At 74.2% G+C, this 13412-nt stretch carries 15 protein-coding genes; 11 read left to right on the top strand and 4 right to left on the bottom strand.

The window, feature by feature from the left end:
• Positions 1-126 precede the first annotated feature (126 nt).
• From BU52_RS24355 to BU52_RS24345, 3 genes are all read left to right on the top strand, one after another.
• Positions 127-858: a class II aldolase/adducin family protein gene (locus BU52_RS24355; protein ID WP_037937999.1), complete on the top strand. Its 732-nt coding sequence runs from the start codon at positions 127-129 to the stop codon at positions 856-858.
• A 50-nt stretch (positions 859-908) separates the two neighbouring features.
• Complete coding sequence (locus BU52_RS24350) at positions 909-2036, top strand: alpha/beta hydrolase (protein WP_037938091.1); 1128 nt, start codon at positions 909-911, stop codon at positions 2034-2036.
• A gap of 296 nt (positions 2037-2332) precedes the next feature.
• A complete protein-coding gene (locus BU52_RS24345) occupies positions 2333-3643 on the top strand; it encodes a hypothetical protein (RefSeq protein ID WP_037937998.1) in 1311 nt (436 codons plus the stop codon).
• A gap of 16 nt (positions 3644-3659) precedes the next feature.
• Here the strand turns inward: BU52_RS24345 and BU52_RS24340 are convergent, their stop codons facing one another.
• Positions 3660-4073: a VOC family protein gene (locus tag BU52_RS24340; RefSeq protein WP_037937997.1), complete on the bottom strand. Its 414-nt coding sequence runs from the start codon at positions 4071-4073 to the stop codon at positions 3660-3662.
• Positions 4074-4285: 212 nt separating this feature from the next.
• On the opposite strand from BU52_RS24340, the gene BU52_RS24335 reads away from it, so the two are divergent.
• The 3 genes from BU52_RS24335 to BU52_RS24325 all read left to right on the top strand — a co-directional run bounded on the left by BU52_RS24335 (position 4286) and on the right by BU52_RS24325 (position 7377).
• The gene (locus tag BU52_RS24335; protein ID WP_037937995.1) at positions 4286-5884 is read left to right on the top strand and encodes an ABC-F family ATP-binding cassette domain-containing protein; all 1599 of its coding nucleotides are present in this window, start codon (positions 4286-4288) and stop codon (positions 5882-5884) included.
• A 362-nt stretch (positions 5885-6246) separates the two neighbouring features.
• Complete coding sequence (locus BU52_RS24330) at positions 6247-6468, top strand: helix-turn-helix domain-containing protein (protein WP_029385158.1); 222 nt, start codon at positions 6247-6249, stop codon at positions 6466-6468.
• Positions 6469-6573: 105 nt separating this feature from the next.
• A complete protein-coding gene (locus BU52_RS24325; RefSeq protein WP_037937994.1) occupies positions 6574-7377 on the top strand; it encodes an enoyl-CoA hydratase/isomerase family protein in 804 nt (267 codons plus the stop codon).
• Positions 7378-7745: 368 nt separating this feature from the next.
• Here BU52_RS24325 and BU52_RS24320 read toward each other — a convergent pair whose 3' ends face one another.
• Positions 7746-8471 carry a hypothetical protein gene (locus tag BU52_RS24320; RefSeq protein WP_037937992.1) on the bottom strand — a complete coding sequence of 242 codons (726 nt, stop codon included), beginning with the start codon at positions 8469-8471 and terminating at the stop codon, positions 7746-7748.
• A gap of 86 nt (positions 8472-8557) precedes the next feature.
• On the opposite strand from BU52_RS24320, the gene BU52_RS24315 reads away from it, so the two are divergent.
• From BU52_RS24315 to amaP, 5 genes are read left to right on the top strand one after another with little or no spacing between them, the layout of a single operon-like run.
• Positions 8558-9049 (top strand): Asp23/Gls24 family envelope stress response protein, encoded by a 492-nt coding sequence (locus BU52_RS24315; protein WP_037937990.1) that lies wholly within the window; start codon positions 8558-8560, stop codon positions 9047-9049.
• A gap of 25 nt (positions 9050-9074) precedes the next feature.
• A complete protein-coding gene (locus BU52_RS24310) occupies positions 9075-9260 on the top strand; it encodes a hypothetical protein (protein ID WP_037937988.1) in 186 nt (61 codons plus the stop codon).
• Positions 9257-9640, top strand: coding sequence for an Asp23/Gls24 family envelope stress response protein (locus BU52_RS24305; protein ID WP_037937986.1), 384 nt, complete (start codon positions 9257-9259; stop codon positions 9638-9640). The genes BU52_RS24310 and BU52_RS24305 overlap by 4 nt, the downstream gene beginning before the upstream one ends.
• The gene (locus BU52_RS24300; RefSeq protein WP_037937984.1) at positions 9637-10266 is read left to right on the top strand and encodes a DUF6286 domain-containing protein; all 630 of its coding nucleotides are present in this window, start codon (positions 9637-9639) and stop codon (positions 10264-10266) included. The genes BU52_RS24305 and BU52_RS24300 overlap by 4 nt, the downstream gene beginning before the upstream one ends.
• Positions 10267-10268: 2 nt before the next feature.
• The gene (gene amaP, locus BU52_RS24295; protein WP_037937983.1) at positions 10269-10847 is read left to right on the top strand and encodes an alkaline shock response membrane anchor protein AmaP; all 579 of its coding nucleotides are present in this window, start codon (positions 10269-10271) and stop codon (positions 10845-10847) included.
• 8 nt (positions 10848-10855) lie between these two features.
• Here the strand turns inward: amaP and BU52_RS24290 are convergent, their stop codons facing one another.
• A complete protein-coding gene (locus BU52_RS24290) occupies positions 10856-11611 on the bottom strand; it encodes an SDR family oxidoreductase (RefSeq protein ID WP_037937982.1) in 756 nt (251 codons plus the stop codon).
• A gap of 4 nt (positions 11612-11615) precedes the next feature.
• Entirely contained in the window at positions 11616-13397 is a 1782-nt protein-coding gene (locus BU52_RS24285) for a glycoside hydrolase family 15 protein (protein ID WP_037937981.1), read from the bottom strand.
• Between the last annotated feature and the right edge of the window lie 15 nt (positions 13398-13412).

Raw genomic sequence — 13412 nt, 5'->3', positions numbered from 1 at the left:
TGGGCGCTCCGCCGGATGGCGGGACCGCCGCCGTACGGGCTCCGCACACCGGGGCGGCCCCGTCGAGGAGACGTCGGTCACGGGGGTTCCGCCTCCGGCCGGTGGCCCGCCTGGCACGATCACGGCATGGCTGAGCAGCGATGGGACGGTCGGGGAGCGGACGGCGCCGGGGGCGGCGCCCGGGGCGGCGGGGACCCACGCGCCGGGGGCGCCACCGAGGGGGAGGCACGCGCCTGGGCGGAGCTGGTGCGGACCGCGCGCCGGAGCGTGGCCGACGGGCTCGTGGTCGGGACCTCGGGCAACGTCTCGGTGCGGGTCGGCGGGACGATCCTGGTCACCCCGTCGGGAGTGCCGTACGACCGGCTGGGGCCGGACGACGTGACGGGCGTCGGCCTCGACGGCCGGCAGGTGCTCGGCACGCTGGTCCCGACCAGTGAGCTGCCCATGCACCTCGCGGTGTACCGCACCACCGGCGCGCGTGCCGTCGTGCACACGCACGCCGTGCACGCCACGGCCGTCTCCACGCTCGTCGACGAACTGCCGCTGATCCACTACATGGCCGCGGCGCTGGGCGGCCCCGTCCGGGTCGCCCGCTACGCCACGTACGGCACCGACGAACTGGCCGCGAACATGCTCGAGGCCCTCGACGATCGCACCGGGTGCCTGCTGCGGAACCACGGCACGGTCACCCACGGAACGACCCTCGCCCGGGCCTACGACCGCACCGCCCAGCTGGAGTGGATGTGCCGCGTCTGGCTGACCGCGTCGTCGGTCCCCGGCCTGTCCCCGCATCTGCTGACCCCGGAGCAGGTGGAGGAGGTGGGCGAACGCCTGCGGGGGTACGGGCAGCCGGGCTGAGCGCATCCGTCCGCTGGCCGGGTACACGGTTCGACATGACACTGGAGAGCGTGCGCACTGTCAGAGCGACGGCCGCTGCCGTCACCGCCGTGATAGGGGCCGGCGCCGCCGCGGTCGCCGCCGGCCGGTTCGCCAGCGATGCCGCCCTCAGGATCCCGCCGGGCGGGCCCCTGCCGACCGAACCCGTGCTCACCGTCCACGCCACGGCCGCCGGACAGATCACCCTCACCCGGCACCTCGCCGCGCTGCGGCCCGGCCGCCACGGTCTCGCCGGTGACGGCTTCCACGCGGTCGTCGGGCCCGTGCTGTCCGGCACCGCGTCCCCCGTCGACACGGTCGTACGCCGGCTGGAACGCGTCACGTACGGCACCCTCGAACCCGGCGACCGGGCCTGGTTCACCCCGGCCGTGCACGCCGGCGACCCCGGCACCGCCCTCGGTCTGGACTTCACCGGTCTGGACGTACCCGGCGACCTCGGCCCGCTGCCCGTCTGGCACGTGCCGGGCGACCGGGACACCTGGGTGATCGCCGTCCACGGACTCGGCACCACCCGGGAACACACCATGAACGTCATGGAGTTCCTGCACCGCCACCGCTTCCCGGTGCTCGCCCCCGCCCACCGGGGCGACCCGGGCGCGCCGAGTTCCCCGGACCGCCTCCACCACCTCGGCGAGACCGAGTGGCGCGATCTCGACGCGGTGCTCCGGCACGCGGTGGACTCCGGCGCCCGGCAGGTCGTCCTGTACGGCTGGTCCAGCGGCGCGACCATGGCGCTGCGCGCCGCCGCCCGGTCCGACGTACGCGCACGCGTCGCCGGACTCGTCCTCGACTCCCCGGTGCTCAACTGGGAGGCGACCCTGCGCGCCCTCGCCGCCGCCCACCGCACCCCGGGCGCCCTGCTGCCCCTCGCCGTCCGCGCCGCACAGGGCCGCACGGGACTGTACGGGGACCGCAGGCCCGGCGCCGTCCACCTGGACCGCATCGCCGTCCCCACGCAGATCTTCCACGGTCCCGACGACACGGTGGCCCCCTGGCGGTTCTCCCGCCGCCTCGCCGCCGCCCACCCCAACACCATCACCCTTCACACCGTCAGGGGCGCTCCGCACGCCGCCATGTGGAACGCGGACCCGCAGGCGTACGAGGAGACCCTGCGGCGCTTCCTCACCCCCCTGATGTGAAGCGGGTCCCGAGGATTCCGTTTAAAGCCCCTCCAGTGGCCTGTTTTGCTCCCTTCTTCCGTATCCGGGCGCGGTCTTCGGGGCGTTCCCTGGCCCCCGCCGGCATTCCGTTTGGGTTTTCGGACCGTCAACCGCGAGACTGCATCCGTGACGTCCCGTATCCCGCGCGACTCCAGGCTTCGACTCGTCCGCCCCCGACCCCTGGCCGCCGCCCCCACAGCGATCAACCAGCGGCGCCCGCGCCGCCCCGCGCCCCGGCCCCGGAGGGCACCCCCGCACCGGCGGAGCTGGCCGGAATGGCGCGCTCCTGTCTGGCCGCGGCGGCCCGCGTCGCCCGCTGGGCCGACTCCGCCCTCGGCCCCGGCCGGGACGGCGCCACAGCCGACGGCAAGGCCACCCTCTCCGACGCGTCCGCCGAACGCGCGGCCCGGGCCCTGGGCCTGACCCCCGCTCAGGTCCGCGCCGACTGGGACACCGCCCGCCTGGCCGGCCTCGTCGAGGTGCACGGCGACACCGCCCGCCCCGGCTGGCGGCTGCGCGCCTGGGACCGCGACGACGGCGCCGTCCTGCGCGGCTGGGTCGCCCTCTGCGACGCCTGGTCGCTCGCCCACCCGGAGCCCGAGGAGTACGAGCCCGCCGCCGTCGCCGAGGTCGTCACGGCCATGCCGCAGGTGCTCTCCTTCCTCCAGTTGTCCGCCGGCCCCGTCCCCGTGCCGCAGCTGCTCGACCTCCTGCAGCAGCGCGTCATCGAGCTGCGCACGGAGCGCTGCGAGGTCGACTACGCGCCGGGGGCCGACGAGGTGTCAGCTGCCTTCGAGGACCGGCCCGGCACCGGCGCCGGACTCCAGCGGCCCCGTCCCGCGCTCGCCGGACCGGCCGCCGCCGACGCCCCGCTCGAGCCGCTGCTCGACTGGGCGCTGCGCGCCCTCGCCTCCGTCGGTGCCCTCACCTACGGCGACGGGCAGGCCACGCTCACTCCGCTGGGCAGCTGGGCGGTGTGGGTCAAGCTGGAGCAGATCTGCGTCGCCGCGCAGAGCCCCGCCGGGAACATCGAACAGGGCGCCGAGGACATGCTGCGCGGCTGCGCCCGGCTCCGCCCCAACGCGGCCCGCGCCGAATACCGCGCCTGGCTCGCCGCCCGGCCTGTGGGCAGCGCGGTCACCGAGCTGATCGACGCCGCCCGGGGCGAGGACGCCCTGCTGCGCGGCCTCGCCTTCGAGGCGCTGAGGGTGGTCGGCGCCCCCGCGGAGCCCGAGGTCCGTACCGTGCTCGACGAGCCGGCGCTGCGGCCGTACGCCCTGCTGTGGCTCGCCGAGCACGACGGTGCCGACCCCGAGGACGCCCACGAGGTCCTCACCCGCGAGGAGGCCACCTGGCTCTGGGTGGACACCGCCGCCGCCGTCGCCGACCACGGCGAGGCCCCGCTGCTCGTGAGGCACCTGGAGTCGGCGGTGCAGCCGACCGTGCCCGCGCTGCTCAGCGAGGTGCGCGCCGTCGGCCACCCGCGGACCGTGCAGGTCCTGGTCGCCCTCGCCGCCGCGCACCCCGACCCGGCCCTGGCCAAGGCGGTCCGCCGGGCCGCCTTCCAGGTCCACACCGGCGGCTGACACCGGCCCGGGGCACTCAGGCCCCGGTCTCCGGGGCGTACGTGCCGAAGCTCCAGACGTTGCCCTCGAGGTCCCGGGCCATGTAGTCCCGGGAACCGTAGTCCTGGTCCGTCGGGGGCATGAGGATCTCCGCGCCCTGCTCCACCGCGCGCCGGTGGTGTGCGTCGACGTCGTCCACGACGAGGTACACCCCGGCCGGACCCGCGCCCTTCATCGCCGTGTCGAACACGCCGCCGCCGCCCGTCGAGCCCAGCATCACCACGCCGTTGCCGTGCGCCAGCTCCGCGTGCATCACCGTGCCGTCCTCGCCCTCGTACACCGACAGCTCCGTGAAGCCGAAGGCCTCCGTGAGCTGCCGGATCGCCGCCTTGGCGTCCCCGTACAACAGCGTCGGAACGACGCTGGGACGCCCATTGCCCGTGCCTGCCATGGCGATCACTTCCCTGTGTCTCGCGTGCACCGGAATGTCCCCCCGCCGCCCAGTCTGACACCGGGGACCGACACCCCCCGGGACGTCCGCGCGCGGAAAAGCGCTTGCACCGCCCCGTTAGAATGGCTCCCATGGCCATTCTCCTCGCGCATTAGACGGCGGGAACGTCCTCAGCCGCCCACCGCCACCCCACACCGCCCTGGAGTCTGTCCGTGATCTCCGCCTCCGGCATCGAGCTGCGCGCCGGTGCCCGCGTCCTCATCGAAAGCGCCACCTTCCGCGTCGCCAAGGGCGACCGCATCGGCCTGGTCGGCCGCAACGGCGCGGGCAAGACCACGCTCACCAAGGTCCTCGCCGGCCAGGGCATCCCCGCCGCCGGCAACGTCACCCGCTCCGGCGAGGTCGGCTACCTCCCGCAGGACCCCCGCACCGGCGACCTCGACGTCCTCGCCCGCGACCGCATCCTCTCCGCCCGCGGCCTCGACGTACTGATCCGCAAGATGCGCGACAACGAGCAGCGCATCGCAAACGGCCAGGGCGCCACCCGGGAGAAGGCCCTCAAGCAGTACGAGCGCCAGGAGACCGAGTTCCTCACCAAGGGCGGATACGCCGCCGAGGCCGAGGCCGCCACCATCGCCGCCGCGCTCAACCTGCCCGACCGCGTGCTCGGCCAGCCCCTGCACACCCTCTCCGGCGGTCAGCGGCGCCGTGTGGAGCTCGCCAGGATCCTGTTCTCCGACGCGGACACCCTGCTGCTCGACGAGCCGACCAACCACCTCGACGCCGACTCGATCGTCTGGCTGCGCGACTACCTCAAGACCTACCGCGGCGGCTTCATCGTCATCTCCCACGACGTGGACCTGGTCGAGACCGTCGTCAACAAGGTGTTCTACCTGGACGCCAACCGCGCCACCATCGACGTCTACAACATGGGCTGGAAGCTCTACCAGCAGCAGCGCGAGGCCGACGAGAAGCGCCGTCGGCGCGAGCGGCAGAACGCGGAGAAGAAGGCCGCCGCGCTCAACGCCCAGGCCGACAAGATGCGCGCCAAGGCGACCAAGACGGTCGCCGCGCAGAACATGGCCCGCCGTGCGGAGCGCCTGCTGTCCGGACTGGAGGACGTCCGCCAGTCCGACAAGGTCGCCAAGCTGCGCTTCCCCGAGCCCTCGCCCTGCGGCAAGACCCCGCTGATGGCCGAGGGCCTGTCGAAGTCGTACGGCTCCCTGGAGATCTTCACCGACGTCAGCCTGGCCATCGACAAGGGCTCCCGGGTCGTCATCCTCGGCCTCAACGGCGCCGGCAAGACCACCCTGCTGCGGCTCCTGGGCGGTGTCGAGCAGCCCGACACCGGTGCCGTCGTGCCCGGCCACGGCCTCAAGCTCGGCTATTACGCCCAGGAACACGAGACCCTCGACCCCGATCGCACCGTTCTGGAGAACATGCGCTCCGCCGCGCCCGACATGGACCTCGTCGAGGTCCGCAAGGTGCTCGGCTCGTTCCTGTTCTCCGGCGACGACGTGGACAAGCCGGCCGGTGTCCTCTCCGGCGGGGAGAAGACCCGCCTGGCGCTCGCCACCCTCGTCGTCTCGTCGGCGAACGTGCTGCTCCTCGACGAACCGACCAACAACCTCGACCCGGCCAGCCGGGAGGAGATCCTCGGCGCCCTGCGCACCTACAAGGGCGCGGTCGTCCTCGTCACCCACGACGAGGGCGCGGTCGAGGCGCTCCAGCCGGAGCGGATCATCCTGCTGCCGGACGGTGTCGAGGACCTGTGGGGTGCCGACTACGCGGACCTGGTCGCCCTCGCCTGAGCCGGGGCGGCGGTCAGCCGCGGTTGACCGAACGCGTGATCCACTGCGTATGGATCATTCGGCCCACCGGTGATCCATCATTCGTGTGAGATCTCCTCACCCCGAGGTGTGTCCTCCACCGAATCGGTGGCCGTGCCCCCTGACGGCCGGAGCTCGGCGACCGCCCCCGCCTGACCTGGAACTTCGCGGAAGAACCCGATTGGAGGTATCGGCGGCACCCGCCGGAATCATTCATTCCGTATGTGCGGACGCGCTCCCGTCGTCACCATCTTGTCTCATCGACCTTGCCGAATGGGTGGCCATGAGGGCCGGGAGGGGTGATCATGAGGAGACCAGAGCGCACTTCCCATGAGGAGGCACGGGTGGCCGAGACTCTGAAGAAGGGCAGCCGGGTGACCGGCGCCGCGCGCGACAAGCTCGCGGCAGACCTGAAGAAGAAGTACGACGCCGGTGCGAGCATCCGGGCGTTGGCCGAGGAGACCGGCCGCTCGTATGGCTTCGTGCACCGCATGCTCAGCGAATCGGGTGTCACGCTCCGAGGGCGTGGCGGGGCGACACGGGGCAAAAAGGCCCCTTCGGCCTGACCCCGGCGCCACGGGAACCCGATGGTGACCACCCGGGCGGGCAACCGGCCGGCCGGGTGGTTACTGTGCAGTCACTTAGATGACCGCACCCATCGGAGGCGCCCCATGGCTTCGTCCGCCCAGGACCTCGGTCCGGTACTCGACAAGGACGGCGTACGGCTCACCGTCGACGACGCGATCGCCACGGTGACGCTGACCAACCCCGCCAAGCGCAACGCGCAGAGCCCCGCTCTGTGGCGGGCGCTGACCGAGGCCGGCCGGCTGCTGCCCGGCTCGGTCCGGGTCGTGGTGCTGCGCGGGGAGGGCAAGTCCTTCTCCGCCGGCCTCGACCGGCAGATGCTCACGCCCGAGGGGATCGAGGGCGAGCCGTCGTTCATCGACCTCGCGCGCGCTGACGACGCCGAGCTGGACGCCACCATCGCCGTCTACCAGGAGGCTTTCACCTGGTGGCGGCGCAGCGACATCGTGTCCGTCGCCGCTGTGCAGGGACACGCCATCGGAGCCGGATTCCAGCTGGCCCTCGCCTGTGACCTGCGCGTCGTCGCGGACGATGTGCAGTTCGCCATGCGCGAGACCAGCCTCGGTCTCGTCCCCGACCTGACCGGCACGCACCCCCTGGTGAGCCTCGTCGGCTACGCCCGCGCGCTGGAGATCTGCGCCACCGGGCGCTTCGTCACGGCCGAGGAGTCCGTGAACACCGGCCTGGCCAACCTCGCCGTGCCCGCCGCCGACCTGGACGCGACCGTCCAGGACCTCGCCGCGGCGCTGCTGGCCGCCCCCCGGAACGCCGTGATCGAGACCAAGGCGCTCCTGCGCGGCGCCCGGGACCGCGGCTACGAGGAGCAGCGCGCGGCGGAACGCGCGGCCCAGGCCCGCCGCCTGCGCGACCTGGCCGGTCTCGGCGAATAGCGGACGGACGACGCCCGGTCCCGGCACCTCGGAGCGGCGCTGCCCGTTGCCCGCCACCGGCGGTCCCCGCGTCCGGGCGGGCGCCTGGCACCTCGGTGGTGGCGGGTTCCGGCGTCCCGGCGGGGTCTTGGGATCTCGGTGGTGGCGGGTCTTGGTGTCCGGTGGGTGCCAGGAGTTCGCCGGTGGTGGGTCCTGGCGTCCGGGGGCGGCCGGAGCCCGGCAGCAGGAGTGACGCTGCCCGATGTCCGGCCGTGCCGGGCCACGGCGACGCCGGGACGGTACGGCGTGGCCCGCCTGGATGAACGGGGCGCCCGGCCCCTCACGCGTGGGGCGGGCGGCACCGCTCGCCCGTGCCGGTGCGCGGCCGGTCAGTCGAGTGCCGTCACCAGGACGGCGACCGTCGGCCGGTCCGGCAGTGACGCCCCCACGGCCGTGCGGACCGCCCGGGCCACCTCCAGGGGGTGGTGATCCGACCGGACGGCGAGGTCCACGCGCGCGTGACGGTGGGGCAGGGCCGCCCCGCCCGGGTGCTCGGACAGGCTGACGGGGCGCCCCGGCGTCCCCGTCAGCCGGGTCACCCCCGGGACGGCGAGCGCGGCTGCCGCGATCCGTCCGGCCTCCGAGCCGCCGGGCCCCGGCGGCTCGGAGGCGGGTTCCCGAACCGGCGCCTCGGGCTGCGCCGACGGCTCCGTGTCCAGCAACTCCGTCACCCGCAGGTCCACCTGGGTGACGGCCAGCCCGATCCGTTCCACCGCCGCCTCGGCCAGCGCCGTCCGCAGCAGCGACGCCGTGACCGGCAGGGGCCGGGACGCCGTGGCCGCGAACTCCGCGGCCAGCCGCAGCGGGCCCGGCGGCAACGCGCTCGGCGGGGCCGGTACGACCGGCTCGCCCACCTCCTCCCGCGGGCCGTGTGCGCGCCCGATCCGCAGGCCGTCCAAGCGCACGCCGGGCGCGGCCCGCGCCGCCGCGCGCCGCAGCAGCACCGCCGCCGCCCGCTCCGCGATCCACGCGCCGTCGCGCGGTCCTCCCAGGGGCACGATCCTGCCGAGCCCCACCTGTTGCCGTACCGCTTGCGTCCATCGGTCCGCCGTCACTCCCCCAGCCTGCCGTATTCCTGGCGCGGTGCCGGGCAACCGTGCTTACGGTTGTCGAAGGAGGACGACCGAAGGGACGTACGGCGATGACCGACAGGACCGAGGGAGGCCCGGTACGGGCCCCCGACGCCGAGAAGAACCCCGTGGAGAGCGCGCGCAAGGGTCAGGGGACCCGGCGCGGCGGCGGTGACCCCGCCACCCGCGGCCGCACCACCATCGCCGACGGCGTGGTGGAGAAGATCGCCGGAATGGCCGCCCGGGACGTGTTCGGTGTCCACGCGATGGGCAGCGGGCTGTCGCGGACCTTCGGAGCCGTACGCGACCGCGTGCCGGGCGGCTCCAAGTCGGTGACGCGCGGCGTGAAGGCCGAGGTCGGCGAGGTGCAGACCGCGCTCGACCTGGAGATCGTCGTCGACTACGGCGTGTCCATCGCCGACGTCGCCAGGGACGTCCGGGAGAACGTCATCGCCGCGGTCGAGCGGATGACCGGCCTGGAAGTGGTCGAGGTCAACATCGCGGTGAGCGACGTGAAGCTCCCCGACGAGGAGGACGAGGAACCGGAGAGCCGCCTCCAGTGAGGCCGGGTGAGCGGAGGAGCGCACCATGAACACAGCAGTGGTCGGCATGATCGCCGGCATGGCGCTGGGCTTCGCCGGATACTTCGGCGGATTCGGGGCCTTCCTGCTGGTGGCGGCCCTGGGAGCGGTCGGTTTCGTCGTCGGGCGGTTCCTCGAGGGGGACCTGGAACCCGGCGACTTCTTCCGCTCCCGCGGCGAGCGGCGGCGGTGACGACCGTGAGCACGGGAACCGTCGGACTCGGCGGGAGCCCCGCCGCCGTCGCGCCGGGCGAGCGCGGGGCGACCAGGATCGCCGACCGGGTGGTCGCGAAGATCGCCTCGCAGGCCGCCCGTGAGGCGGTCGGCGTCCTGCCGCCCGGCGCCGCACCACCGCACGCGAGCGTGGCCGTGCACCACGACACCGCCCGGGTGCGCGTGCACGTCGAACTGGTCTACCCGGGCGACATCGGCGGCCGGTGCGCACAGGTGCGGCGCCGGGTGGTCGACCGGGTGCGCTCCCTGGCGGGCATGGCCGTGCCGGAGGTCGTCGTCCAGGTGGAGCGGCTGCACCTGGCGGCCGCGCCCGGCGCGGGCCCCGGGAGGACGCGATGAGCGAACTCCGGGGCACGGTCCTGGAGAAGAGTCCCCCGCCCGCCGGTGACGGAGCCGGCGGGGACGGCGGGAGCGACGGCGGGCAGCGGCGCTTCTGGTCGGCCCGACGGGTCCCCGCCGGCGTGCTCGCGCTGGTGACCCTGGTGATCGCGGGCGCGTTCCTGTACGACATCGTCGCGGTGCGCGCCGGCCGTGCCGGGATGAGCTGGCGCCGGGAGCTGGCCCGGCAACTCGCCGAACGGCCCCTGGACGACGTCTGGGTGCTCACCGGCGCCGCCGTCGCCGCCGCGCTCGGACTCTGGCTGTTCCTGCTCGCGGTGACGCCCGGCCTGCGTTCCCTGCTCCCGATGCGCCGCTCCCATCCCGACGTACGCGCGGGACTGGACCGCGACGCCGCCGCGACGGTGCTGCGGGACCGGGCCGTGGAGGTGGCCGGCGTCCAGTCGGTGCGGGTCAGGGTGGGGCGCGCCCGCGCCGATGTCCGCGCGGAGTCGCACTTCCGCGAACTGGGCGATGTGCGGGCGGACATGACCGCGGTGCTCGAGGACGCGGTCGAGGGACTGGGCCTGGCCCGGCCGCCCAGGCTGTCGCTGCGCGTGCGGCGACCCGGCAAGAAGGGACGGTAGCGGTGCTCAGAGGTGTCAACCGCGTACTGCTCGCGATCGCGGGCCTGGTGCTGATCGGTCTCGGCGGGTCCGTGCTGGCGATCGGGCTGGGCGCGCCGGCGCCCTCCTGGTGGCTGCACCACGGGCGGCACGACGTCCTGCTGAGCGAGGCCGAGCGGACCCGGTGGCGGGACGAGGGCTGGTGGTGGCCGGTCGTCATCGCCGCGCTCGCGGTCGTGGTCCTGCTCTGCTTGTGGTGGCTGGTCGCGGTCCTGCGCCGGCGGCGCCTGACCGAGATCCTGGTCGACACGGGCGACGGGGAGGGCGCCGCACTCCGGGGCCGGGCCCTGGAGCACGTCCTCGCCGAGGAGGCGGACCGGCTGGACGGCGTCGCGCAGGCCCGCGTCCTGCTCACCGGCCGCCGCAGCAGCCCGAGAACCCGGGTACGCCTCACCCTGGAACCCCATGTGGACCCGGGCACCGCCCTGCACACCCTCGCCACGGGCGCCCTGACCCACGCCCGCGACTCGGCGGGCCTGACCGCCCTCCCGACCGAGGCCCGCCTGCGCGCGGTGAAACACGGCCCGCAACGCGTCGGCTGACCCGTTGATCAGAACCCGTGCCGGAAACCGCCGTCCACCGGCAGCATCACGCCGGTCACGTAGGACGCCGCTGGCGACAGCAGGAACGCCGCCGTCCGCCCGAACTCCTCCGGCGTCCCGTACCGCCGCAGCGGAATACGTGACTCCGCGGCCTGCCGTGTGGCCTCGGGGTCCGCGGACATCGCGTCCAGTTGCCGCACCCGGTCCGTGTCGACACGCCCCGGCAGCAGCCCCACCACCCGCACCCCGCGCGGCCCCAGCTCGTCCGCCAGCGACTTGGCGAACCCGGCCAGCCCGGGCCGCAGCCCGTTGGAAATGGTCAGTCCGGGGATCGGCTCGTGCACCGACCCCGACAGCACGAATCCGATGACACCCCCTTCGCCCAGCTCGGCCGCGGCCGCCCGGGCCATCCGCACGGCGCCCAGGAACACCGTCTCGAACGCCGACTGCCACTGCTCGTCGGTGGTGTCGGCGACGAAGCCCGGCGGTGGCCCGCCGACGCTGACGAGGACGCCGTCGAAGCGCCCGAACCGCTCCCGCGCGGTCGCGATCAGCAGCGCCGGCGCCTGAGGGTCGGCGTTGTCGACGGCCACCCCGGCCGCGTGCGGCCCCAGCGCGGACGCCGCCCGAGCGACGGACTCCTCCTCCCGCCCCGTGACGACCACCTTCGCGCCGTCGGTGACGAGCTCCCGCGCGCAGGCGTGGCCCAGCCCGCGGGTCGCCCCGGTGACGACGTACACCCGGTCCTTCAGTCCAAGATCCATGTCCCTATCCTGCCCCCTCGTCCGTGAACAGGGCGAGGGCGGTGTTCACCAGGCCGATGTGGCTGAACGCCTGCGGGAAGTTGCCCAGCAGCCGGCCGCCGACCGGGTCGTACTCCTCCGCCAGCAGACCCACGTCGTTGGCGAGCCCCAGCAGCCGTTCGAACAGTGCGCGTGCCTCCTTCGTCCGCCCGGTCATGTGCAGGGCGTCCGCCAGCCAGAAGGAGCACACCAGGAACGTGCCCTCCTGTCCCGGCAGCCCGTCGACGGGACCGGCGTCCGGGGTGTAGCGGCGCACCAGCCCGTCCTGCCCCAGTTCCGCGCGGACCGCCTCGATGGTGCCGAGCACCCGGGGGTCGTCGGGCGGCAGGAACCCCACCCGGGGGATCAGCAGCAGCGCGGCGTCGAGTTCGCGCGAGCCGTAGGACTGCGTGAAGGTGTTCCGCTCGGGGTCGTACCCCTTGGCGCACACCTCCCGGTGCACCTCGTCCCGTAGCTCCCGCCAGCCGTCCAGGTCCCCCTCGAGGTCCGGGTCGTCCTCCATGGCGCGCACCGCGCGGTCGGCGGCCACCCACACCATGACCTTGGAGTGCACGAAGTGCCGGCGGCGGCTGCGCACCTCCCACAGTCCTTCGTCCGGCTGCCGCCAGGCCGTGCGCAGGAACTCCAGCAGCACCGACTGCAGCGCCCACACGTCCGGTTGCGCGGACAGCCCCGAGCGCCGGGCCAGGGTGAGGGAGTCCACGACCTCTCCGTACACGTCCAGCTGGAGCTGGTTGACCGCGTCGTTGCCCACCCGGACCGGCGTGGCGCCGCCGAAGCCCGACAGCCACGGCACCTCGAACTCCGGCAGGCGCCGCTCGCCCGCGAGCCCGTACATGATCTGGAGGTCCGCCGGGTCGCCGGCCACCGCGCGGAGCAGCCAGTTGCGCCAGGCCTCCGCCTCGCCCTGGTACCCGGCGGCCAGCAGCGCCTTCAGGGTCAGCGTCGAGTCGCGCAGCCAGCAGAACCGGTAGTCCCAGTTGCGCACCCCGCCCGGCTCCTCCGGCAGCGACGTGGTGGGCGCGGCGACGATGCCGCCCGTCGGGCGGTAGGTGAGCGCCTTGAGCGTGATCAGCGACCGGACGACCGCGTCCCGGTACGGGCCGTCGTAACAGCAGTGCGCCGCCCAGGCGCGCCAGTCCTCCACGCTCTGCCGCAGCGAGGAGTACGGGTCGACCAGTGCGGGGCGCGGCTCGTGGGAGGGGTGCCAGGTGAGCACGAACGCGACCCGCTCGCCCTCCTTCACCGTGAACTCCGAGACGGTGGAACGGTCCTCGCCCCAGGTGGGCACCTCCGGCACGCTCCGCAGCCACGCCGAGTCCGGTCCGGCCACCGCCACCCGGTGCCCGTCCTCCCTGCGCACCCAGGGCACCACCGAGCCGTAGTCGAAACGCAGCCGGAGCGTGCTGCGGACGGTCACCTCACCCCGTACGCCCTGCACGATCCGCACCAGGTCGGGTGCTTCGTGGCGCTGCGGCATCAGGTCGGTGACCAGCACCGCCCCCTGCGGGGTCTCCCACTCGGTGTCCAGGACGAGGGTGTCCTCGCGGTAGGAGCGCCGGGTGCACCGGTCCGCACCGGCCGGTGCGATCCGCCAGTGCCCGTTGTCCTCGTCCCCGAGCAGCCGGGCGAAGCAGGCCGCCGAGTCGAAGCGGGGCAGGCAGAGCCAGTCGACCGAGCCGTCCGCGCCCACCAGGGCAGCGGTCTGTTCGTCGCCGATGAGCGCGTAGTCCTCGATACGGTGCACGGAGTGCGGGTTCCC

The organism is Streptomyces toyocaensis, assembly GCF_000725125.1.
GTDB lineage: Bacteria > Actinomycetota > Actinomycetes > Streptomycetales > Streptomycetaceae > Streptomyces > Streptomyces toyocaensis.
The sequence above is the reverse complement of the archived record's forward strand: the minus strand, read 5'-3'. Positions and strand labels throughout refer to the sequence as shown.